Genomic DNA, 22342 nt, shown 5'->3' on the forward strand with positions numbered 1-22342 from the left:
GGACTCCGTGGCACCCCTGACGCCCCGCCGGGCTCAGGGCAGCCCCGAGCCCGCCCCCGCAGGCTCACGGCGTGCGGCCCCGAGCTCGCCACCGCAGGCCCTTGCGTGCGGCCCCGAGCCGGCCAGCGCCGGGCTCCGGCCAAGCCGTCCTGAACCCGCCCGCGCCGGGCACCGGCTCCAACCGGTGTCCGGCGCGTGCCGGCGCGTGCCGGGGGTGCCGAGGGGCGCCTGGGGAAGGTCAGGCCGACCAGTGCGGGTCGCGGCCGAGGTAGCGCAGCAGGGCGGCCACGTCGTCGTCGCCGTCCTCGGGCGAGAGGGCGGCGGCGTAGAAGCCGTACTGCCTGGGCGGCTCGACGTGCTGCTGGGCGATCGGCAGCAGCTCGCGCGCCATGGCCGGGGTGAGCGGCGAGGGCTGTCCCGTCGCCGTCGCGATGTCCCAGGCGTGCACGGCGGCGTCGAGCGCGCACGCCCCGATGCCGAGCGTGTAGGTCATGGTGTTCGGCGGCACGGGGACCGGCACCTCCTGGGCGTCGGGTGACACCGTCGCCCAGGCGTCGGCCGAGGCCTTCATGGCCTGCTCGGCCACCTCTTCGGGGGAGCCGGCGAGCCTGCCGGAGGGGGCGAAGGGGTTCTCCTCGGGCAGCGGACCGCCGGTGATGAACGCCGCGTAGCCGAGCTGGTCGCCGGCGGCGTGCTGGAGCACCTGGGTGACGTTCCACTCGGCGCAGGGGGTGGGCAGCTCCCAGCCGTCGGCGGGGACGTTACGGATGACGGTGCGGAGGGCTTCGTGCGCCTCGGTGAGGATCATGTCTCCACTATAGCAGAACGGAATAGTCCATTCCAATACATGGCGAGCCCCGATTCGCTACTGTGACGCCGTGGGACTGGATGTCTGCGTGGTGGTCCGTTACCGCAAGGCGGTGACGTACGGCATGCACGCCCTGCTCGGCGCGCTGCAGGCGGCGCAGGTCGACTGCGAGGTGCGCTACGGCACCACGCCGGAGGAGACAGCCGCGCTGATCTCGGCCTCCGCGGCCGACCGGGTGCTGGTGCTGTGGTCGTTCTACTCCCCTGACGCCGAGGCGATGGCCGCCGAGCTGGCGGCCGTCCGCGCGGCCGGCGGCGGCGACGCCCTGCACATCGCCGGCGGGGTCCACGCCACCGCCGAGCCGCAGCACGTCCTCGACTCCGGCTGGGACCTGGCCGCGATCGGCGAGGGCGAGTCCACGATCGTCTCCCTCGTCACGGCGCTGCGCGAAGGCACACCGCTGACCCAGGTGCCCGGCCTGGCCCTCAAGGACGACGACGGCGTCGCGCTGCGCACCAGGCCCGCGCCCCAGCTGCCCCTCGACGCCTTCCCCTCCTTCCCCGCCGAGCGCGGCCGGTTCGGCCCCATCGAGATCACCAGGGGCTGCCGCTACACCTGCCGGTTCTGTCAGACGCCGTTCATGTTCGGCGGGCAGTTCCGCCACCGGTCGGTGGGCAGCGTGCGCGCCCACGTCAGGGAGATGGTCGCCCACGGCCTGCGCGACGTCCGGTTCATCACCCCCACCTCCCTGTCGTACGGCTCGCCGGGCCCCGACCCCGACCTCGACGCGGTGGAGGAGCTGCTGGCCGGGGTGAAGGAGGAACTCCCTCCCCATGGCAGGGTGTTCTTCGGCAGCTTCCCGTCTGAGGTGCGCCCCGAGCACGTGACACCGGAGGCGATGCGCCTGCTCAAGCGGTACGTCGCCAACGACAACATCATCATCGGCGCGCAGTCCGGCTCCGACCGCGTCCTGGCCGCCTCCGGGCGCGGCCACGGCGCCGGCCCGGTGCGCGACGCCGTCAGGATCGCCGTCGAGCACGGCTTCCGGCCGAACGTCGACTTCATCTTCGGCATGCCCGGCGAGGACGGCACCGACCAGGCGGCCTCGCTGACGCTCGCGGCGGAGCTGGCGTCCCTGGGCGCGCGCATCCACACCCACACGTTCATGCCGCTGCCGGGCACCCCGTGGCGCGACGCCGAGCCCGCCTTCATCCCGCTCGAGACGATGCGCGAGCTGGACCGGCTGGCCCAGCGCGGCGACGCCTACGGCCACTGGCGCAAGCAGGCCGAGCACTCGGCGCGGCTGGCCGAGACCGCCAAGGCCTACCCGCGCAGGACCCGCAGGCGCCGGGCCTGACCCGCTCTCCGGGCCCGCGACCCCGCGCTGACCGGCCGCGGCGAGGGGATCGCCGCCATCGCCACCGCGCTCGTCGTCGCGGACGTCGCCCGAAAGATGTCGGCGGCCGCCCGGGGGAATCCCGACCGCGGGCGCCCCGGCCTCAGGTGTGGATGAGCTTGCGGAAGTCGCCGGCCACGGCGAGGTAGTCGGCAGGATTCTCGGTCGAGTAGTGCAGGTCGATCAGCGGTTCGGCGCCCAGGGTGGTGACCGCCTCCGTGAGGTAGCCGGCGATCTGCTCGAGGGTGCCGCGACTTGGGACCTGCTCGTCCGGCACCGGTTCCGGCGTGATCCTGGGATTGACGCGCACGATCAGCCGCAGCTTCGCCGGGTCGCGGCCGATGGACTCCGTGTGCCGCTGGATGCCGCGCCAGGCGCGTGTCAGCATCGGCAGGGGCAGCGCGGCGGCCAGCCAGCCGTCCCCCCTTCGCCCGATCCGCTCCAGCGCCGCCGGCGAGAACCCGCCGAGCAGCACCGCGGGCCGCTGGACCGGCTTGGAGCCGATCGCCGACTCGGGGATGGTCCAGAGCCTTCCTTCGTGGCGGATGACGTCGGACTCGCCCCACACCAGGTCGAGGATGTCGAGCGTCTCCTCCAGGCGCTCCCCTCGCCCGTGCCAGGGGATTCCGGTGGCCGCGTACTCGTCCGCCGACCAGCCGATTCCGAGCCCCACGTCCAGCCGTCCTTCGCTGAGCAGGCCGATCGTGGTCAGCGATCTGGCCAGGACGACGGGCGGCGTCCAGAAGGCGTTGAGGGTGCTGGTGCCCAGCCGTACCCGGGACGTGGCCGTGGCCACGGCGGTCAGGACCGTCAGCGGATCGAGGCACCTGCGGTGCTGCGGGGGGATGGTGCCGTCGCCGCCCGGATAGGGCGTCGTGGGCCGGGTGGGGTTCAGCAGCCGGTCACCCACCCACAAGCTGTCGTAGCCCATCTCCTCGGCGGCCTTCGCCACCTCGATCGACAGCCGGGGATCGGCGAGGACACCGAGTTGGGGTACGGCGAGGCCCAGCATTGCGTGATTCCCTTCACCAGCGCGTCATGGAAGGTCACATCATCTGGGGTGGCGATAAACGCCACGTTATCAACAGGTCATTCCATGAGCTGGTAGGGCAGAAGGACGGCGGCCGCCTCCGTGCGGCAGCGCCGCGCCTGCCGGGTGTCTCCGAGTTCCTCCCATGCCTGGCCCAGCCTTGCCAGGAGCCTCCCGGCCAGCAGGGGGTCGTGCATCGCCTCGGCCATGGGGACCGCCTCCTCGCCGACGGCCACGGCGTCCTGCGGCCGTCCGGCGGCCAGGTGGACGAGCATCAGGCGGTTGGCGGGCCAGGCGACTCTCAGCGGCAGGCCGCCCCTGCGGTAGGTCTCGGCGCTTGCCAGCAGATGCGCGGCGGCCTGGTCCAGCTCGCCCGCGCACAAGCACACGACTCCCTGCGCCATCTGGTTGACCCCGATACTGTGCGGGTCGCCCGCCAGCCTGCCGAGCTCCAGACCCCGCTCGGCGTGGCGCCGGGCGTCCGGGATCGAGCCGTCGTCGGCCAGCGCCATGGCGAGTATGGCGTGGATCATCGCGCTCAGCTTGGGATGGGCGTGGGCGTCGACCGGCGCGAGAGCCTCGGACAGCAGGTTGACCGCCTCGTCCGTCGCCGCCATGCGCTGCGCGCCCAAGCCCATCGCGAGCATGACGGAGGGCAGGAAGATGGCGTCGTCGACGTCGGCGAACCCGGTCACGTGGGCGAGCAGGGGCACCTCGCGCATGAGACCTTCGCGGCCGGAGCCCGCGATCGTGGCGGCCACGTTGGCCTGCTCGGCCCGCATCCAGGCGCGGGCGGCCGGTACCCCGGAGAAGCTCAGCTCGGGACGGCCGGTCCCGGCCGGGTGCACGAAGCCCGGCAGCGCGACGCGGCACACGCCACGGATGCCGGACAGGTAATGCTCGAAGAGCCGCCGCGTCGCGGCCGTACGCTCCTCGTCGCCGACCAGGCCCCTGCCGTACAGCCGCAGCAGGTCGTGATAGCGGTAGCGGCCCGGGGCGGTGGACTCCAGGAGGCTCGCGTCGACCAGGGCCTCGCACAGGTCGTCGGCCTCGAAGGGGCCGACGCCGAGCATCGCGGCCACCGCCTCGACCGGCAGGTCCGGTCCCTCGGCCAGCGCCAGCAGCCGGAACGCCCTGGCCTGCTCCGGGGGCAGCTGCTCGTAGCCGAGCGCGAAGCAGGACGCCACCGTCTCCTGCCCGGCCTTGAGCTCGTTGATGCGGCGCTGGGCGTCGGCCAGCCGTACCGCCAGGGCCTCCAGCCGCAGGCCGGGCCGCGCGGCCAGTCTGGAGGCCACGATCCGCACCGCCAGCGGCAGCCGCCCGCACGCCTCGACCAGCTCGGCGGCGGCCCGCGGCTCGGCCGTCACCCGGGCCTGCCCGGCGACGCCTCCGAGCAGCTCCAGCCCCTCGTCGGCGGACAGCAGCCCGAGGGCCGTCAGCTGGGCGCCGGGAATGCCGACCTGCCGGACGCGGCTGGTGACGATCACGGCGCAGGTCGCCGAGCCCGGTAGCAGCGGCTCGACCTGGCCGGAGCCGGCGACGTCGTCGAGCACGACCAGCACCCGCCGACCGGCGAGCGTGGACCGCAACAGCGCCGCCCGCTCCGGCAGGGTGGGCGGAATCCGGCGGTCGGCGCAGCCCAGCGCCCTCAGGAAGCCGGCCAGTACGTCCTCGGGAGCCTGGTTTCCGCTGCGGAGGTTGGCGTACAGCTGACCGTCGGGAAAGCTCTCCCGTACGGCATGCGCCACGTGCAGCGCCAGCGTGCTCTTCCCGATCCCGCCCGGGCCTGACACCCCCACGACGGGCATCGTGCTCGTACCCGCCGACTTCAGCCGTTCGACCAGGTCCCGCACGACGTCACGCCTGCCGGTGAAGTCGTGCACGCCCGCCGGCAGCTGTGCCGGCGCCGGCCGGACCCCGCCGGCTCTCACGGCGACGACCGGCTGGTCGGTGGCGATGATCTGCTGGTAGACGGCCGCCAGCTCGGCCGACGGGTCCACGCCGAACTCCTCGGCCAGGAGCAGGCGGGTGTCGGTGTAGACGCCGATGGCCTCGGCCTGCCGTCCGGCGCGTTTGAGGGCCAGCATGAGCTGGCCGGACAGCCGCTCGCGGGTCGGGTGCTCGGCGTGCAGCGCGGTCAGCTCGCCGATCACCTCGGCGTGCCGCCCCAGCGCCAGGTCGGCGTCGATCCTGGACTCCAGGGCGACCAGGCGTGTCTCGGCCAGCCGGGCGCGCCGCGCCTGCGCCCAGGCGCCGGGCAGCCCGGCCAGCGGCTCGCCCCGCCAGCACTCCAGCGCCTGGTTCAGCAGCGTATACGCCTGGTCCGCCGGGGCCTGCGCGGCCTTGCTCAGCAACCGGTGGAAGTCCGCCACGTCGGTGGCGGCGGCGCACCTGTATCCGCCTGCCACCGACTGGATCACCTCGGCGCCCACCGCCGCCCGCAGCCGCGACAGGTACTGCCGCACGACGTTCGCCGCGGTCCTGGGCGGCGCGTCGGCCCACAGGATGTCGATCAGCTGGTCCTGGCCGACCACGCGGCCCTCGGCCAGGAGCAGGGCGGCGACGGTCAGCCGCTGCTGAGGGGAGCCCAGGTCGAGTTCCTGCTCGCCCCGCAGGCAACGTACCGGTCCCAGCAGCTCGAAACGCATTGGGGGATGATGCCACGCCCCGGCCCTCGCCGCCCTTCGAACCTCGTGCCTGACCCGCCCCCGCGGCACGCGGCCCCGCGCCTGCTCGTAGGCTCGGGCGGGTGCGCGAGACAGACAAGCGGATCCGCCAGACGGACACCCTGTACGGCAGAGCCGCCGAGCAGGCCGCCATCACCGCTCTGCTGGACGCGGCGGGCAAGGGCCAGGGCCAGGCGCTCGTCGTCCGCGGCGACGCCGGCATCGGCAAGTCGGCCCTCGTCGAGCAGGCTGAACGCCAGGCGGGCCCGCTGAGGGTCCTCAAGGCCACCGGCACCGAGAGCGAGAGCGGGCTCGCCTTCGCCGCGCTCCACCAGCTCCTCCACCCCGTCACGGGCGATCTGGACGCCCTGCCCGAGCCGCAGCGCGACGCGGTGGCCGGGGCGCTCGGCCTGTCCGCCGCCCGCAGCGACGACCGGTTCCTCGTGGCGGCGGGCGTCGTGTCGCTACTGATCGAGGCGGCGGTGCCCGACGGCCTGCTGGTCGTGGTCGACGACTTCCAGTGGATCGACCAGGCCTCGGCGGCCGCGCTGCTGTTCGCCGCCAGGCGGCTGGGCAGCGAGCGCATCGCGATGCTGCTGGCCGTACGAGGGGAGACGCGCACTCCTGGCGTGCCCGAGCTGCCGCTGGGCGGGCTCGACCAGGACAGCGCCGGCACGCTCCTCGCCGCGCGGGCCCGGCCGGCGAGGGAGGTGGTGGCGCGCCTGGTCGAGCTGACCGGCGGCAACCCGCTGGCCCTGCGCGAGACGGTCGAGCTGCTGACGCCCGCGCAGCTGGCCGGCACCGCCCCGCTGCCCGAGCCGCTGCCGGTGGGCGCGGGCATCTTCGGGGAGCAGGTGCGGCGGCTGCCCGAGGACACCAGGCGGCTGCTCCTGTTCGCGGCGCTGGAAGGCAGGGGCGACCTTCAGGTGGTGCTGAAGGCCGCGGGCAGCGGGGAGCCGGCGCTGCGGGCCGCCGAGACCGCGGGGCTCGTCAGCGTCGACACGGCCATCAGGTTCAGGCATCCGCTGGTCAGGTCGGCCGTCCACGCCGACGCCGATGCCGCGCTCCGGCGCGAGGTCCACCGGGCGCTTGCCGTACAGGTGGGTGATCCTGACCGGCGGGCCTGGCACCGGGCGGCGGCGACGGTCGGCCAGGACGAGGCGGTCGCCGCTGAGCTGGCCGCCGCGGCCGAGCGGGCGAGGGCGCGCGGCGGCTACGCCGACGCCGCCACGACGCTCGTGCGGGCCGCGGAGCTGACCCCCGATCCAGAGCGGCGCGCGGTACGGCTGGCCGCCGCGGCCACCTCGGCCTGGCTCGGCGGCCGGCCAGGGCAGGCGGAAAGCTGCCTGGCCGAGGCCCGATCACTCGCCGACCGGCCAGAGTTCGCCCAGCTCAGAGGCCGGTTCGAGCTCAACTCCGGCAACGCGGCCGAGGCGCTTCGCATCCTGTCCGGCGGCGAGACCCTGGAGATGCTCGCCGACGCCTCCGAGGCCGCCTCCTACGTGGGCGACGTCGAGGCGATCGTCGCGCTCGGCCGCCGGGCCGAGTCCTTCCCCGAGGGTTTCGTGCGCGACGCGGTGGCCGGGATCGGCGCGACGCTCGCCGGCGACCGGGCCGCCGGGACGCTTATGCTGCGCAGGGCGCTGAGCCGAAGCGATGAGCTCGACGAGGCCGCCCAGCTGCTGTGGGCCGCCGCCGCGGCCAGCTACCTGGGCGAGGCCGACGTCTCGACCGAGCTGGCCACCAGGGCGGGGCGCACCGCACGCGTGTCGGGCATGGTGGGTCAGCTGCCCGTGGTGCTGGAGTTCGTGGCGACGGCCGAGCGCATCGAGGGCCGGTTCGCGCTGAGCGCGGCGATCGCCGAGGAGGGCCTGGAGCTGGCCCGCGAGGCGGGATACACCAACTCGGTCGCCGCCCACCTGGCCAACCTCGCGGCGGTCGCCGCCGTCCAGGGGCGGGAGGACGACTGCGCCCGCCTGGCCCACGAGGCGCTGGCGATCGCGATCCCGCATCGCCTGGGCATGCGGGCCAGCATCGCCCGCTACGCGCTCGGCCTGCTCGACCTGGGCCTGGGACGCCACGCGGCGGCCCACGACCGGTTCACCGGGCTGGTCGCGACCGGGCATCCCACGGCGGTGTGGCGTTCGACGCCCGACAGGGTCGAGGCCGCGGTCGGCTGCGGCGAGCTGGAGGCGGCCCGCGCGGCCTTGAGCGCCTACGAGCGCTGGGCGGCCGAGGCGCGCACGCCCTCGGCCAGGGCGCTGCTGGCCAGGTGCAGGGCGCTGCTCGGCGACGACGCCGCCTTCGACGAGGCCATGGGCCTGCACCCCGAGGGCTTCGAGCGGGCCAGGACCGCCCTGCTGTACGGCGAGCGGCTGCGCAGGCTGCAGCGCCCAGGAGAGGCGCGGGCCCACCTGCGCTACGCGATGGAGACGTTCGAGCGGGCCGGAGCCGACCCGTGGACGCGCAGGGCGGGCGACGAGCTGCGCGCGGCGGGCGAGACCCGGGCCAGATCCGAGCCCGCGGCGCTCGCCGCGCTGACCCCGCAGGAGCTGCGCATCGCCAAGCTGGTGGCGGCGGGCGCCTCCAGCAAGGAGGTCGCCGCGCAGCTGTTCCTCAGCCCGCGCACCGTGGAGTACCACCTCTACAAGATCTATCCGAAGCTCGGTGTCAGCTCACGTACCGAACTGGCACTAGTAGTCCTACGGATGGCAGGCGAGTCGCCGGACGAGAAGCTTTAGCCATGCAAAACACGATCTGGACCGAAGAGTTCGGCGACACCGCCCACCCGCCCGTCCTGCTCATCGCGGGCTCCATGTCCCAGGGCCCGCAGAGCTGGCCCGACGCGTTCGTCGGCCGTCTGGCCGCCGGTGGCCGCAGGGTGATCCGCTACGACCACCGCGACACCGGCCGGTCGAGGACCGTCGACTTCGCGAGCGACCCCTACACCTGGCGTGACCTCAAGGACGACGCGCTCGCCGTCCTCGACACGCACGGGATCGAGTCGGCGCACATCGTCGGGCACTCGGCGGGCGGCCTGCTCGCCCAGTGGATCGCTGTCGATCACCCCGAGCGGGTGACCACGCTGACCGTGATCGGCTCCTCGCCGCTCGGCCGGCAGGAGGGCATGACCATCATGCGCGCCCTCATGGGCGAGGAGCAGCCGGAGGGCAGCCTGCCGCCGCCCGCCCCCGCCTTCGTCGAGTTCTACCGGAAGATGATCACCACCGCGCCGCCCGCGACCAGGGCCGAGCAGATCGACTTCCAGATCGCCGAGGCCAGGGTCCTGTCGGGCGGCGGGCTGCCCTTCGACGAGGACGAGGAGCGCCGCCAGGCCGAGCGGCTCCACGACCGGGCGCTCGACCTGTCCGCCCTGGCCAACCACCGGCTCGCGGCGGCGGCGGACATGACCTTCGAACCGGCGGGTGTCCTGCACACGGTGAAGGTGCCCACGCTGGTCATCGAGGGCACCCACGAGCCGGCCAAGCCGGGCCACGGCGCGCTCATCGCCGCGGAGATCCCCGGCGCGGAGCTGGTGACGGTGGAGGGCATGGGGCACATGCTCGCCCCGCCGGTGCACGGGACCCTGGCCGACGCGATCCTGGCGCACACGGTTACTGTGCGAAGGTGAGCTATCACCGCCGGATGCTGGTGCTGGCGATCTGCTGCATGAGCCTGCTGATCGTCAGCCTCGACAACACGGCGTTGAACGTGGCGCTGCCGTCCATGAGGCAGGAGTTCGACGCCTCGGTCTCCGACCTGCAGTGGACGGTCGACGCCTACACCCTGGTGCTGGCCTCGTTGCTCATGCTGTCGGGTTCCACCGCCGACAGGGTGGGCCGGCGCCGGGTGTTCCAGGCGGGCCTGCTGCTGTTCACGCTCGGCTCGCTGCTGTGCAGCCTGGCGCCCGGCATGGGATGGCTGGTCGTCTTCAGGATGGTCCAGGCTACGGGCGGGTCGATGCTGAACCCGGTGGCGATGTCGATCATCACGAACGTCTTCACCGATCCGCGCGAGCGGGCCAGGGCCATCGGCGTCTGGGGTGGTGTGGCGGGCATCAGCATGGCGGCCGGACCGCTGGCCGGCGGGTTGTTGACGGAGACGCTGGGCTGGCGCTCGATCTTCTGGCTCAACCTGCCGCTGGGCGTCGCGGCGATGATCCTGACCGCCCTGTTCGTGGCCGAGTCCAAGGCGCCGCGGGCGCGCAGGTTCGACCCGGTGGGGCAGCTGCTGGTGATCGTGCTGCTGGGCTCGCTCACGTTCGGGATCATCGAGGCCCCCGCGGAGGGCTGGACCTCGCCGCTCATCCTCGGCTGCCTCGCGCTCGCCGCGCTCTCGCTGGCCGGGCTGGTGGCCTACGAGCGGCGCCGGGTGGAGCCGCTGATCGACCTGCGTTTCTTCCGCAGCGCGCCGTTCAGCGGGGCGACCGTCCTGGCGGTCAGCGCGTTCGCGGCCCTGGGCGGGTTCCTGTTCCTCAACACGCTGTACCTGCAGGAGGTGCGCGGCCTGGACGCGCTGCACGCGGGTCTCTACATGGTTCCCATGGCGTCGATGACGCTGGTGTCCGCGCCGCTGTCGGGTCGGATCGTGGCCGCCCGCGGCCCCCGGCTGCCGACGTTGCTGGCGGGCCTGACCATGGCATGCAGCGGCGTGCTGTTCGCCGGGTTCGGCGCCGCGCAGAGCGTCGCGCTGATGTTCACCGCGTTCGTCCTGTTCGGCATCGGCTTCGGCCTGGTCAACGCGCCCATCACGAACACCGCCGTGTCCGGTATGCCGCGCGAGCAGGCGGGCGTCGCCGCCGGCATCACCTCGACCAGCCGCCAGATCGGCATGTCACTGGGTGTCGCGGTCATCGGGTCGGTCATCGCCACGACGGGACCGGCCGACAACGACGTGGCCTGGTGGATCATCGCCGGCTGCGGCGCCGCCGTCCTGCTGGTCGGCTGCCTCACGACGGGCACGTGGGCCACTGCCAGCGCCGACCGTACGGCGAAGCGCATCGCGGCCGAGGACCGGGTGCACGCCACACGCGCGTAGCGCGACCGGCCCCCGTGACCAGGACGGCGAGCGTCAGCGCGCTCGCCACCTGTGGTGATGCCCGTGTGCGGGCGACCACGCCTGATCGCCCGTCATCCGCCCGTCGCGGCGGTCGCACCTGGCCGATGCCCTGCCGACCGCCCGTTCTGCCGTGCCGAGACTCAGCCGAGACTCAGCCGGAGGAAGCCGCGGAGTCGTGCGACTGCTCCGCGGTCGCCGCGTCATCCCGTGGCGACTCGGCGCCGAGCTCTTCGCGCAGGCGCTCGTAGTCGATGTGGTGGTTGGTGTACTTCAGCTCGCGAGCGACCTTCGTCTGCTTCGCCTTGGCTCTGCCTCGCCCCATGGCTCCACTCCCTCGATGCCCGCCATCATCCTATCAAGTTGAAGAATTGTGCAACTCGCTATATTACGATAGTTGCATGCCCGTTCCGCTGTACCAGGCCAAGGCAGATTTCTTCCGCACGCTCGGGCATCCCGTGCGCATCCAGGTGCTAGAACTCCTCAGGCAGGGTCCCAGACCGGTCCGCGATCTGCTCACCGAGATCGAAGTCGAGGCATCGAGCCTCTCACAGCAGTTGGCAGTCCTCCGCAGAGCCGGGATCGTGAGCGCCACCCGTGACGGAGCGACCGTCGTCTACGCACTGTCCAGTCCAGACGTGGCCCATCTGCTCATCGACGCGCGGCGCATCCTCACCGACATGCTCGCCGACCAGGGGGAGCTGCTGGCGGAGCTGAGGGCGGAAGGCCGCGCGGTGGGCTAGGGCGAAGGCCGCGCGGTGGGCTAGTCGGCGATCCAGCTGCCGTGGAAGCCGGCGGGGACACGACGCGGCAGCCGTACGGCGGCGACCTCGTGCAGGTCGGTCGCCTCGTGCACGAGGAGCCTGTCGTCCACGATGGACATCAGCCAGCCGTCGTCCTCGGCCCGGGCGTCCGCCCTCGGCACGAAGACCGCCTCGCCGGCGTGCCCGCCCACCGGGGTCACCGTGCCGGCGCCGCGCTCGAGGTCGTACTTGACCAGCTCGCCGTCGGTGACCGCGTAGAGGTAGCGGCTGGCGCGGCCGAGCCGGTCCTCGTTGAAGGTGGGGAACTCCACGCTGCGGTCGTCCAGCTGCTCCTCCTTGACCGCGCCGGTGGCCGGGTCGAGCGTCCAGCGGTGCAGGAGCGCGACGCCGGCCCGCGGCGTGGGGTCGTCCTGGCCGCCGATGATCGTCCACGTCTTGGCGAAGCCCTCGCGGGAGTAGCGGACGCCGTCGAGGACGACCCTGCCCTGGGCGTCCTCGCGGGCGTTGCCGACGTGGAAGACGTAGCAGGGGTCCACCTCGAACCACCGGGTGCCGCCCGCCCTGTCCATCACGCCGAGGCGGGCGCCGTAGGCGTCGCTCCAGCTGAACGGCATGCCCCTGCCGAGCCGTTCCATGTCGAAGACGACGGGTAGGTCCAGCCAGACCACGTAGTGCTCGGTCACCGCGAAGTCGTGCATCATCGTCGGGCCCGGCACCTCGACGACCCTGCTCTCCACCAGCTCGCCCGCGCTGTCGAGGCGGTGGTAGGTGAGGTAGGGCGGCACGACGCCGTAGCCGAAGAAGTGCAGCTCGCCGTCCAGTTCCTTGGGGTGCGCGGTCATGCCGGTGGTCAGCCGTCCGCCGAAGTCGCACGGTCCGACCGTGTCCAGCTCGCCGCTCATCTCGTACGGGAAGCCCGCCTCGACCAGCGCGAGGATCTTGCCGGCATGGTGGATGACGTGGGTGTTGGCCTGGACCGCCGCCCGGTCGGGACCGCGCTCGGTGACGTAGGGCGCGTCGTGCGTGAACCTGCTGGTGCGGACCCAGCGGTTGCGGTACCACTCGGCGCGGCCGTCGCGCAGCCGTACCCCGTGGATCATGCCGTCGCCGGTGAACCAGCTGCCGGGGTCGACGCCCGGCTTCGGGTTGGGGCCGTTGCGGAAGTAGCGGCCGGTCAGCTCCTCGGGCAGCACGCCGGTGACCGGCAGGTCCACGGCGTCGATCTCGTCGGGAACGGGAGCGAGGTGGCCTTCGAGGTAGGTGGTCATGAGTGGCGAGCCTCCACGATCTTCGGGTAGCGGACGGTGAACAGGGTCGGCAGGACGAAGGTCAGCACCTTGATCGCGATGACCAGGGCGGTGGCGTGCGGGTCGAGCGCCAGCACGACGGTCAACGCCACGGCCGCGATCGTGAAGAAGGCCGCCCACACCGCGGTGATGACGGCGTTGACCCGGTAGAAGACCGGCAGCGTGTGGACCTCGGGCGGCGCCATCGTCTTGGCGATGCCGAGCGTGAACGGCCTGCCGATGGCCAGCGAGCCCCAGGCGGTGCCCGCGAGCCACACGTTGACCAGGGCCGGGCCGTACTTCACCAGCTCGGTGTGCGGCCAGATGAACGAGATCGCGGTGATGAGCGCGAAGAAGACGGCCGCGCTGGTCTCGATCACGATCTCGTCCCACGCCCGTCCCGAGCGCCGGTCCCACAGCACCAGGACGACGGCGATCGCCAGCCCCGTGATGGCGCCGTAGCGCCACTGGTCGCCGGTGGCGATGACCGCGTAGACGATCCAGGGCAGGAATCCGATCAGGGCACGCATGTTTTGACCTTCCTATATAGACAGGTCGAAGCTAGAACTTCCTCTCCCGATATGTCAACATAGGAATATGAGTTTGCGACACGCGGTGCTCGGGCTCCTGGCAGAGGGACCCGCGAGCGGATACGACCTGATGAAGCTGTTCGACATCTCCCTGGCCAACGTCTGGCCCGCCACGCAGAGCCAGCTGTACGGCGAGCTCGGCAAGCTGGCCGACACCGGCCTCATCACGGTCACCGCCGAAGGACCGCGCGGGCGCAAGGAGTACGCCATCACCGAGGAGGGCACGGCCGAGCTGCGCCACTGGATGACGGAGGTCCAGCCGACCCACGGCGGGCGCAGCGACCTGCTGCTGCGCGTCTTCTTCCTGGGACAGCTCTCCCCGGAGGAGGCCCGCGCCTTCGTCCGGGAGCAGGCCGCCGTCGCCGCCGCGCGGCAGGCGTCCCTCCAGGAGATCAGGGCGATGGTCGAGGCGGGCGACGACAACCTGTCGGTCTACGGCAGGATCGTGCTGGAGTGGGGCCTGCGGTTCACCGAGACCCAGCGCGAGTGGGCCGAGTGGGCCGAGCAACAGATCCGTTAGGCTCTTGAGCCATGGTCTCCGAGCTGTTCGACCCCAAGGCCTGGCAGGTCGTCGAGGGTTTCGACTTCACCGACATCACCTACCACCGGGCCGTCGACCAGGGCACCGTCCGGATCGCCTTCAACCGGCCCGAGGTGCGCAACGCGTTCCGGCCGCAGACCGTCGACGAGCTCTACCGCGCCTTCGACCACGCCAGGCAGACCACCGACGTCGGCTGCGTGCTGCTCACCGGCAACGGCCCCTCCCCCAAGGACGGCGGCTGGGCGTTCTGCTCGGGCGGCGACCAGCGCATCAGGGGCAAGGACGGCTACCAGTACGCCGACGGCACCCCCTCGACGGGTCGCCTCCACATCCTCGAGGTGCAGCGGCTCATCCGCTTCATGCCGAAGATCGTCATCTGCGTGGTCCCCGGGTGGGCGGCCGGCGGCGGCCACAGCCTCCACGTGGTGTCCGACCTCACGCTCGCCAGCGCCGAGCACGCGCGCTTCAAGCAGACCGACGCCGACGTGGCCAGCTTCGACGGCGGCTTCGGCTCGGCCTACCTGGCCCGCCAGGTAGGCCAGAAGTTCGCCCGCGAGATCTTCTTCCTCGGCGACACCTACTCCGCCGCCGACGCCCACCGGATGGGCATGGTCAACGCGGTCGTGCCGCACGCCGAGCTGGAGTCCACCGCGCTCGAATGGGCCCGCAAGATCAACGGCAAGTCGCCCACCGCGCAGCGCATGCTGAAGTACGCCTTCAACCTCATCGACGACGGCCTGGTCGGCCAGCAGGTCTTCGCGGGAGAGGCCACCCGCCTCGCGTACATGACCGACGAGGCCGCCGAGGGCCGCGACTCCTTCCTGCAGAAGCGCGAGCCCGACTGGTCACCGTTCCCCTGGCACTTCTGACGGCCCCCCGGCGCTTCCGATGATCGAGGTCCCGGCCGAGCTCGCCGCCCACCACCTCGCCTACGCCGACGACGCGGGGCCCGAGTGGACGGCCGACCTGCCCGGCCTGGCCGGGCACTTCCTCGACCGCTGGGGCCTGCGCCCCGACGGCGCCCCGATGCACGGTGTCGTGGCGCTCGTCATCCCCGTACGGCAGGCCGACGGCACCCCGGCCGCGCTGAAGCTCCAGCCCGCGACCGGCGAGAACGTCGGCGAGGCCCCCGGCCTGCGCGCCTGGGCCGGCGACGGGATCGTTCACCTGCTCGACGACGCGACCGTCCCCTCACCGACCTCGCCGCACCAGGCCAACGCCCTCCTGCTCGAACGCCTCGACGGCGCCCGCTCGCTCGACGACCTGCCCGACGCCGAGCAGGCGCTGGGCATCCTCGCCGACCTGCTGGCCCGCCTGGTCGCCCACCAGGGCCCCGACGGCGTCCGCACCCTCGGTGACATCGCCGCGCGCATGCTGGAGGACGCGCCCGGCCTGCTGCCCGGGGCCCACCCGGACGACCGGGTGTGGCTGGAGCGGGGCGCGGCCGCCGTGCGCGAGCTGGCCGGGGAGCCTGGCGACCGGCTGCTCCACTGGGACCTGCACTACGAGAACGTGCTGGCGGCGGCGCGCGAGCCGTGGCTCGCCATCGATCCCAAGCCGCTGGTGGGTGACCCCGGCTTCGAGCTGATGCCGGCGCTGCGCAACCGGTGGCCCGCCGCGGACGTGCGGCGCACGGTGCTCAGGCGGTTCGACCTCATGGTCGAGCGGCTGGGGCTGGAGCGGGAGCGCGCGCTCGGGTGGACGCTCGGCCGGCTGCTGCAGAACGGCCTGTGGTCCCTGGAGGACGGCGAGCTCCGGGTCAACCAGCACGAGATCGCGATCGTCGCGGCCCTGTTGAGCCGCTGACCCGCGACGGCGCCGCTGGTCCGGCAGGCGAAGCGCGCCCGGCGCGGGGCCGTTCGGGAAGGAGACACCGGCAACAGGTGATCTCGGTGGTTGACGCACCGCGGACGGGGTAGAACCATGATCGCCCCCGGCCGCCGTTCTTCCAGCCGGGGGCGCCAGACCGGTCCGGGTCCCCAGCCGTCAGCAGGCGCAGGCGATGCCGGACACCGGGGCGGTGAGCGGGTCGACGGGGTTCCTGGTCACGCCGGCGGCGGTCGCCACGGGGAAGCCCTCGCGGGCCCAGTACTCGAAGCCGCCGATCATCTCCTTCACCCGGTAGCCGAGCTTCGCGAACTCCAGCGCCGCCCTGGTGGCGCCGTTGCAGCCGGGGCCCCAGCAGTAGGTGACCACGGTGGCGTCCCTGGGCACCAGGTCGGCGGCCCTGGCGGCGATCTCGGCGGTCGGCAGGTGGACGGCCCCCTCGATGTGGCCCTGGTCCCAGCTCGCCTCGCTCCGCGAGTCGACGACCACGACGCCGGGGACCTGGCCCGCGAGGTCGGCCGCGACGTCGGACACGTCGGTCTCGAACGCGAGCCGTGCCGCGAAGTGGGCGAGGGCCGCGGCGTTGTCCGCGGCGTTGCCGATGGCGGGGACGGCGGGAACAACGGACATCGGGTGGTTCCTTTCTCGGACCGCTTGGTACGCACCCATGGTGGCTGCGGACACCGCCCCCGAGACAGTGGCGGGAAAGCCGCCTACCGCTAAGATTCCGCCATCTCAGGGAATCTCGATGACCAGCTTCCCCCTGCCGTGCCCGGACTCGATCTCCCGGTGGGCGTCGGCCGCGCGGCCGAGGGGGAAGGTACGGCGTACCAGCCAACTGAAGCCGCCCTTCGCGATCAGCTCCGCGTACCTGCCCAGGCGCTCGGCCGTCCGGCCCGCCTTCACCAGCTGCACCCCGAGCTCGGCCGCCTTCCCGTGCTCCACCAGCGTGACGATCCTGGCGCGGTCCTTCACCAGCTCCAGGGACACCTCGAGCGCGTGGCCGCCGGCCCCGTCGAGCACCGCGTCCACCTGGCCGAGCGCCCTGACCCTGTCGGCCAGCCCCTCCCCGTAGGCGACGGGGATCGCGCCGAGCGAGCGGAGGTAGGCGTGGTTCTCCTCCCTGCCGGTGCCGATCACCGTCACACCACGCCGGCGGGCGATCTGCACGGCGGCCGTCCCGACCGAGCCCGACGCCCCGTGCACCAGCAGCGTCTTGCCCTCCCGCAGGTCGAGGACGTCCAGGGCGAGCTCCGCCGTCTGCACGCCGGCCGTCAGGCTGCCCGCCACGGCCCACGGCACCTCCGCGGGCTTGTGCGCCACCTGGTCGGCGCCCACCACGATGTACTCCGCGTAGCTGTTCAGCAGGGAGAAGCCGAGCACCTCGTCACCCTCGGCGAACCCGGTGACGTCCACGCCCACCTGGTCGACGACGCCCGCGAACTCGTTGCCGGGGACGCGCGGCAGGTCGCCGCTCACACCGGGCGGGGTCCATCCGGCGCGCACCGCCGCGTCGTACGGCTGCACGCCCGCCGCCTTGACCCGCACCCTCACCTGGCCGGGACCCGCCTGCGGGGTCTCGATCTCCATCACCTGAAGCACCTCGGGCCCGCCGGGGGTCGCGAATGCCGCTGCCTTCATCGTCATCAACTCCTCGTGTTCGGTGAGATCACTGTGCAACCTCAACCAAACTTGAGGTCAACTCCATCCCCGGGATGGCGGAGAGCGCTGCCGCCGTACCGGATCCCTCTCGAGAGCGAGGGCGGACCGCTCCCACCGGCGATCCGCCCGCGCCCTCGCATGGCCGACCATGGCCTGCAGCACTCCCGGAACGGAGGAAGATTGGACACCGTGTCAGATCTGCCGCAAATCGCCCGCCTGAAGGCGCGTTTCCGCGCCCTTCCCCCGCTGCAGGTCGACCTCACGCTGGCCGCGTTCGTCCTGGCCGTCCAGCTCTCACCGTTCTTCGGGGAGCGGTGGACGAGCGGGGCGTGGCACTGGTGGGGCTACGTGGTCGTCGTCGCGTCCGCGGTGCCGCTGGTCTGGCGGCGGCGGGCACCCGTCGCCACGCTGGTGCTGAGCATCTGCCCGGTCCCCTTCTACGACCTGGCCGACGCGCTCCCCTCCCAGCCGATCTGGTACTCCTCCCTCGTCTGCCTCTACACCGTCGCCGCCTACAGCTCCCGCTGGCCCAGGGTGGCCATGCTGGTCTCCACCCTGGTCGGCGGCATCGCGCTGGTCGGCTCGTCGGAGACCGCGGTGCGCGGCACCGTGTGCGCCGTCGCCGCCTACGCGATCGGCAGGGCCACCGCCACCTCCCGCGCCTACGCCGCCGCGCTGGAGGAGCGTGCCGTACAGCTGGAAAGGGAGCGGACGCTGGAGGCCGAACGCGCGGCCGAACGCGAGCGCGCCAGGATCGCCCGCGACATGCACGACATCCTCGCGCACGCGGTCAGCCTGATGGTCGTGCAGGCCGAGGCCGGGCCGGTCGTGGTCAGGAGTGACCCGGCCCGCGCCGAGGCCGCCTTCGACGCCATCGCCACCGCGGGCCGCGACGCGATGGCCCAGCTGCGCCGCATGCTCGGCGTGCTCAAGGAGGATGAGGGGCCGCGCGCCCCGCAGCCCACGATCACCGACCTGCCCGCGCTGGTCGCGCAGGTGCCGCTGCCGGTCTCCCTCCAGGTGCACGGCACGCCGCGCCCGCTGCGGCCCGACGCCGAGGTGGCGGTCTACCGGATCGCGCAGGAGTCGCTCACCAACGTCGTCAAGCACGCCGGCGCCTCCCGCGCCGAGGTGACGCTCCGCTGGAGCGACGAGGCCCTCACGCTCGACGTCGCCGACGACGGCGCGGGCGCGGGCCTGGCGCTACCCTCGGGCGGCAACGGCCTCATCGGCATCCGCGAGCGCGCCGCCGCCTGCGGCGGCACCGTGAGCGCCGGCCCCCGCGCCGGCGGTCAGGGCTTCGAGGTCTCGGTACGGCTCCCGCTCACCCCCGATCGGGACCACGTCAGGCAAGGAGTGCGCCGATGAGCATCAGGGTAGTGGTGGCCGACGACCAGGAGCTCGTGCGCGGCGGGTTCAGCATGATCCTCGACGCCCAGCCCGACATCGAGGTGGTGGCCGAGGCGGGCGACGGCGTCGAGGCCGTCGCGCTGGTGCGCGAGCACCGGCCCGACGTCCTGCTGCTCGACATCCGGATGCCCAGGATGGACGGCATCGAGGCGGCCAGGCTGGTGGGCAAGGAGACCAGGGTCATCATGCTCACCACCTTCGACCTCGACGACTACGTCTACGACGCGCTGCGGGCGGGCGCCAGCGGGTTCCTGCTGAAGGACGTGCGCAGGGACGACCTGGTCAGCGCGGTCCGCGTGGTCGCCGCCGGGGAGTCGCTGCTGGCCCCCACCGTCACCAGCCGGCTGATCGCCGAGTTCACCTCGCGCCCGGCCGCGACGGCGGTCTCGCCGGAACGGCTCGCCGTCCTCACCACCAGGGAGCAGGAGACGCTCGCGCTGATCGCCCGCGGCCTGTCGAACGCCGAGATCGCCGCGGAGATGGTCGTCAGCGAGCACACCGTGAAGACGCACGTGAGCAACGTGCTCACCAAGCTCGGCCTGCGCGACCGGGTCCAGGCCGTCATCGTCGCCTACGAGACGGGGCTGGCCGTACCGGGACGTTAAGCGTTCTTCAAGCGGCCTGCAACCTCCCCGCCGATATATTCGCCCCATTACGGGCGCATGATCCGAGGGAGCCGATGCCCGCATTCGTCGACGCCGCGCTGGCCTTCCCAGCCGTGCTCTTCAGCTTCTTACTCGTCGTGGTCGTCGGTTACTGGCTCGTGGTGATGGTCATGGGCGGTGACGTCGACCTCGACGACGTGCAGCTTCCCCTCGGCCTCGGCGGCATCCCGGCGACCGTCGCCTTCTCCCTGTTCGTCGCCCTGGCCTGGTTCGTGAGCCTGGCGGGCGTGGTGCTCGTCGGCGGCGGGCCGCTCGTGCTCCCCGTCGCCCTCGCGGCCGGATGGGCGGGCACGAAACTCCTGATCATCCCCCTGCGCAGGCTCTTCCCCGACAGGAAGGAGCCTTCCCGCCACGACTTCGTCGGACAGCGGTGCGTGGTGCGCACCGGCCGGGCCGACGCCACCTTCGGCCAGGCCGAGGTCACCGCCCCCGACGGCGCGTCGGCCGTCGTCCAGGTCAGGACGACCGGCGGCGACATCCTCTCCCGCGGCCAGACCGCGTTGATCTTCGACTACGACGCGGAGGGCGAGTTCTTCTACGTCATGGAGGACCACACATGAGTGTCATCTCGACGGGTTTCGGCATCCTGCTGGCCGTCATCCTGATCGTCGCCATCGGCCTGCTCTTCGCCATCAGCCGGCTGTTCAGAAAGGTCGAGCAGGGCAAGGCGCTCATCGTCTCCAAGGTCCGCAGGGTCGACGTGACCTTCACCGGGGCCGTCGTGTTACCGGTGCTGCACAAGGCCGAGGTCATGGACATCTCGGTGAAGACCATCGAGATCGCCCGCACCGGCGGCGAAGGGCTGATCTGCCGCGACAACATCAGGGCCGACATCCGCATCACGTTCTTCGTGCGGGTGAACAAGACCGTCGAGGACGTCATCAAGGTCGCCCAGTCCATCGGCACCGAGCGGGCCAGCGACGAGACGACGCTCCAGGCGCTGTTCAACGCCAAGTTCTCCGAGGCGCTCAAGACCGTCGGCAAGCAGCTCGACTTCGTCGACCTCTACACCAAGCGCGAGGAGTTCCGCGACCGGATCATCCAGGTGATCGGCACCGACCTCAACGGCTACAGCCTGGAGGACGCCGCGATCGACTACCTGGAGCAGACGCCGATGGCCAAGCTGGACCCGGCCAACATCCTCGACGCCCAGGGCATCCGCAAGATCACCGAGCTGACCGCCACCGAGAACGTGCGCACCAACGAGTTCAGGCGCAGCGAGGAGAAGGAGATCACCCGCCAGAACGTCGACGCCGCCGAGGCCATCCTCGAGCTGAGGCGCCGCCAGGCGGACGCGGAGATCAAGCAGAAGCGCGAGATCGAGACGATGAAGGCGCGCGAGGAGGCGGAGATCGCCCGCGTGCAGGCCGAGGAGCGGCTCAAGGCGCAGGCCGCGCACATCAAGACCGACGAGCAGCTCGGTGTCCAGACCGAGAACCGCAACCGCGAGGTCGCCGTCGCCGAGAAGAACCGCGAGCGGGTCATCGCCATCGAGACCGAGCGGATCGAGAAGGACCGCATGCTGGAGGTCATCTCCCGCGAGCGGGAGACCGAGCTGTCGCGCATCGCCAAGGACAGGGAGGTCGAGACCGAGAAGCGGTCGATCGCCGAGGTCGTGCGCGAGCGGATCGCGGTGGAGAAGACGGTCGCCGAGCAGGAAGAGAACATCAAGAAGCTGCGTGCCGTCGAGGAGGCCGAGCGGCTGCGCCAGACCACGATCATCCAGGCCGAGGCCGAGGCGCAGGAGAGCCTGGTCAAGGACATCAAGGCCGCCGAGGCCGCCGAGGCGGCGGCCAAGCACAAGGCGCGCGAGGAGCTCACGCTGGCCGAGGCCAGGCAGCAGGCCGCCGAGCTCGACGCGCGGGCCAAGATCAGGCTGGCCGAGGGCCTGCAGGCGGAGGCCGCGGCCAAGGGCCTGGCCGACGTCCAGGTGAAGGAGCGCGGCGCCGACGCGATCGAGAAGGTCGGCCGCGCCGAGGCCCTGGCCACCGCGGAGAAGCTACGGGCCGAGGCCGAGGGCGCCAAGGCGATGGCGCTGGTCGAGGGCGAGCGGCTCAAGGCGCAGGCCGAGGGCGAGCAGGCCATGGCGCTGGTGACGGGCGACCGGCTGAAGGCCGAGGCCGAGGGCCTCGTCGAGAAGGCCAGGGCGATGGCCGCCATGGACGAGGCGACCAGGGCGCACGAGGAGTACCGCCTGCGCCTCGAAGCCGACAAGGAGATCAGGCTCAAGCACATCGACGTGCAGCGGCAGGTCGCCGAGTCGCAGGCCAACGTCGTGGCGGCGGGCCTGGCCAAGGCCAACATCGACATCGTCGGCGGCGACAGCATGTTCTTCGACAGGGTGGTCGGGTCGATCACCGCGGCCAAGGCCGTCGACGGGTTCGTCGAGCACTCGTCGGTCACGCGGACGCTGGCCGAGCCGTACCTCAACGGGTCGGCGAGCCTCACCGAGGACCTGGCCAGGCTGGTCGGCGGGATCAGCACCGAGGACGTGAAGAACCTGACGGTCTCGGCGCTGCTCATGCGGCTCATCTCGCACGGCGGGCCGGAGACGGCGAGGCTGAACGAGCTCCTGGAGAGCGCGCGCAGGCTCGGCGTGGCCGAGTCGTCGGTGGCCGCGCTCACGGCGGTGAAGGGCTGAC

Annotated in this window: 20 protein-coding genes; 12 read left to right on the plus strand and 8 right to left on the minus strand. The window is 72.3% G+C overall.

The annotated features are described in order from the left end of the window. Nucleotides 1-238 precede the first annotated feature (238 nt). Nucleotides 239-808, minus strand: coding sequence for a TIGR03086 family metal-binding protein (locus ACWEVS_RS05410; RefSeq protein WP_449915783.1), 570 nt, complete (start codon nt 806-808; stop codon nt 239-241). A gap of 70 nt (nt 809-878) precedes the next feature. On the opposite strand from ACWEVS_RS05410, the gene ACWEVS_RS05415 reads away from it, so the two are divergent. Continuing rightward, complete coding sequence (locus ACWEVS_RS05415; protein WP_449915784.1) at nt 879-2165, plus strand: TIGR04013 family B12-binding domain/radical SAM domain-containing protein; 1287 nt, start codon at nt 879-881, stop codon at nt 2163-2165. A gap of 142 nt (nt 2166-2307) precedes the next feature. On the opposite strand, the gene ACWEVS_RS05420 is transcribed toward ACWEVS_RS05415, so the two are convergent. Beyond that, entirely contained in the window at nt 2308-3216 is a 909-nt protein-coding gene (locus ACWEVS_RS05420) for a TIGR03619 family F420-dependent LLM class oxidoreductase (RefSeq protein ID WP_452550073.1), read from the minus strand. A 77-nt stretch (nt 3217-3293) separates the two neighbouring features. Beyond that, nucleotides 3294-5882: an AfsR/SARP family transcriptional regulator gene (locus ACWEVS_RS05425; RefSeq protein ID WP_452550074.1), complete on the minus strand. Its 2589-nt coding sequence runs from the start codon at nt 5880-5882 to the stop codon at nt 3294-3296. Between the two features lie 101 nt (nt 5883-5983). Here ACWEVS_RS05425 and ACWEVS_RS05430 point away from each other — a divergent pair, with 101 nt between their 5' ends. Genes ACWEVS_RS05430 through ACWEVS_RS05440 form a run of 3 tightly spaced genes read left to right on the plus strand, consistent with a single transcriptional unit; the run spans nt 5984 to nt 10937 of the window. Then, nucleotides 5984-8641: an AAA family ATPase gene (locus tag ACWEVS_RS05430; RefSeq protein ID WP_452550076.1), complete on the plus strand. Its 2658-nt coding sequence runs from the start codon at nt 5984-5986 to the stop codon at nt 8639-8641. A 2-nt stretch (nt 8642-8643) separates the two neighbouring features. Continuing rightward, nucleotides 8644-9531, plus strand: a complete 888-nt coding sequence (locus ACWEVS_RS05435) for an alpha/beta fold hydrolase (protein WP_452550078.1) — start codon at nt 8644-8646, stop codon at nt 9529-9531. Further along, complete coding sequence (locus ACWEVS_RS05440; protein ID WP_452413101.1) at nt 9528-10937, plus strand: MFS transporter; 1410 nt, start codon at nt 9528-9530, stop codon at nt 10935-10937. Before ACWEVS_RS05435 ends, ACWEVS_RS05440 begins: the two co-directional genes overlap by 4 nt. A gap of 172 nt (nt 10938-11109) precedes the next feature. Here the strand turns inward: ACWEVS_RS05440 and ACWEVS_RS05445 are convergent, their stop codons facing one another. Next, nucleotides 11110-11280, minus strand: coding sequence for a DUF3073 domain-containing protein (locus ACWEVS_RS05445; protein ID WP_452550080.1), 171 nt, complete (start codon nt 11278-11280; stop codon nt 11110-11112). Nucleotides 11281-11356: 76 nt separating this feature from the next. Here ACWEVS_RS05445 and ACWEVS_RS05450 point away from each other — a divergent pair, with 76 nt between their 5' ends. Further along, on the plus strand, nt 11357-11698 hold the full coding sequence (locus ACWEVS_RS05450) for an ArsR/SmtB family transcription factor (RefSeq protein WP_354920993.1): 342 nt from the start codon (nt 11357-11359) through the stop codon (nt 11696-11698). Nucleotides 11699-11718: 20 nt separating this feature from the next. On the opposite strand, the gene ACWEVS_RS05455 is transcribed toward ACWEVS_RS05450, so the two are convergent. Both ACWEVS_RS05455 and ACWEVS_RS05460 read right to left on the minus strand, forming a co-directional pair. After that, entirely contained in the window at nt 11719-12987 is a 1269-nt protein-coding gene (locus ACWEVS_RS05455; RefSeq protein WP_452550082.1) for a carotenoid oxygenase family protein, read from the minus strand. Next, nucleotides 12984-13535, minus strand: coding sequence for a hypothetical protein (locus ACWEVS_RS05460; RefSeq protein WP_452550085.1), 552 nt, complete (start codon nt 13533-13535; stop codon nt 12984-12986). Before ACWEVS_RS05460 ends, ACWEVS_RS05455 begins: the two co-directional genes overlap by 4 nt. 67 nt (nt 13536-13602) lie before the next feature. On the opposite strand from ACWEVS_RS05460, the gene ACWEVS_RS05465 reads away from it, so the two are divergent. From ACWEVS_RS05465 to ACWEVS_RS05475, 3 genes are read left to right on the plus strand one after another with little or no spacing between them, the layout of a single operon-like run. After that, complete coding sequence (locus tag ACWEVS_RS05465) at nt 13603-14115, plus strand: PadR family transcriptional regulator (RefSeq protein WP_354921001.1); 513 nt, start codon at nt 13603-13605, stop codon at nt 14113-14115. Nucleotides 14116-14126: 11 nt separating this feature from the next. Continuing rightward, nucleotides 14127-15005, plus strand: coding sequence for a 1,4-dihydroxy-2-naphthoyl-CoA synthase (locus ACWEVS_RS05470; RefSeq protein ID WP_354921004.1), 879 nt, complete (start codon nt 14127-14129; stop codon nt 15003-15005). 19 nt (nt 15006-15024) lie between these two features. After that, entirely contained in the window at nt 15025-15942 is a 918-nt protein-coding gene (locus ACWEVS_RS05475; protein ID WP_452550086.1) for an aminoglycoside phosphotransferase family protein, read from the plus strand. 180 nt (nt 15943-16122) lie between these two features. Here the strand turns inward: ACWEVS_RS05475 and ACWEVS_RS05480 are convergent, their stop codons facing one another. Continuing rightward, nucleotides 16123-16593, minus strand: a complete 471-nt coding sequence (locus ACWEVS_RS05480) for a rhodanese-like domain-containing protein (protein WP_354921007.1) — start codon at nt 16591-16593, stop codon at nt 16123-16125. A gap of 105 nt (nt 16594-16698) precedes the next feature. Next, a complete protein-coding gene (locus ACWEVS_RS05485) occupies nt 16699-17604 on the minus strand; it encodes an NADP-dependent oxidoreductase (RefSeq protein ID WP_452550088.1) in 906 nt (301 codons plus the stop codon). 210 nt (nt 17605-17814) lie between these two features. Here ACWEVS_RS05485 and ACWEVS_RS05490 point away from each other — a divergent pair, with 210 nt between their 5' ends. The 4 genes from ACWEVS_RS05490 (at nt 17815) to ACWEVS_RS05505 (ending at nt 22341) form a co-directional block, all read left to right on the plus strand. Next, nucleotides 17815-18993: a sensor histidine kinase gene (locus ACWEVS_RS05490; RefSeq protein WP_452413107.1), complete on the plus strand. Its 1179-nt coding sequence runs from the start codon at nt 17815-17817 to the stop codon at nt 18991-18993. After that, the gene (locus tag ACWEVS_RS05495) at nt 18990-19640 is read left to right on the plus strand and encodes a response regulator transcription factor (RefSeq protein ID WP_354921016.1); all 651 of its coding nucleotides are present in this window, start codon (nt 18990-18992) and stop codon (nt 19638-19640) included. The genes ACWEVS_RS05490 and ACWEVS_RS05495 overlap by 4 nt, the downstream gene beginning before the upstream one ends. Nucleotides 19641-19714: 74 nt before the next feature. After that, nucleotides 19715-20260, plus strand: coding sequence for a hypothetical protein (locus ACWEVS_RS05500; RefSeq protein WP_354921018.1), 546 nt, complete (start codon nt 19715-19717; stop codon nt 20258-20260). After that, the gene (locus tag ACWEVS_RS05505; protein WP_354921020.1) at nt 20257-22341 is read left to right on the plus strand and encodes an SPFH domain-containing protein; all 2085 of its coding nucleotides are present in this window, start codon (nt 20257-20259) and stop codon (nt 22339-22341) included. Before ACWEVS_RS05500 ends, ACWEVS_RS05505 begins: the two co-directional genes overlap by 4 nt. Nucleotide 22342: the final 1 nt, after the last annotated feature.

The sequence above is a fragment of the Nonomuraea sp. NPDC003754 genome, from assembly GCF_053605785.1.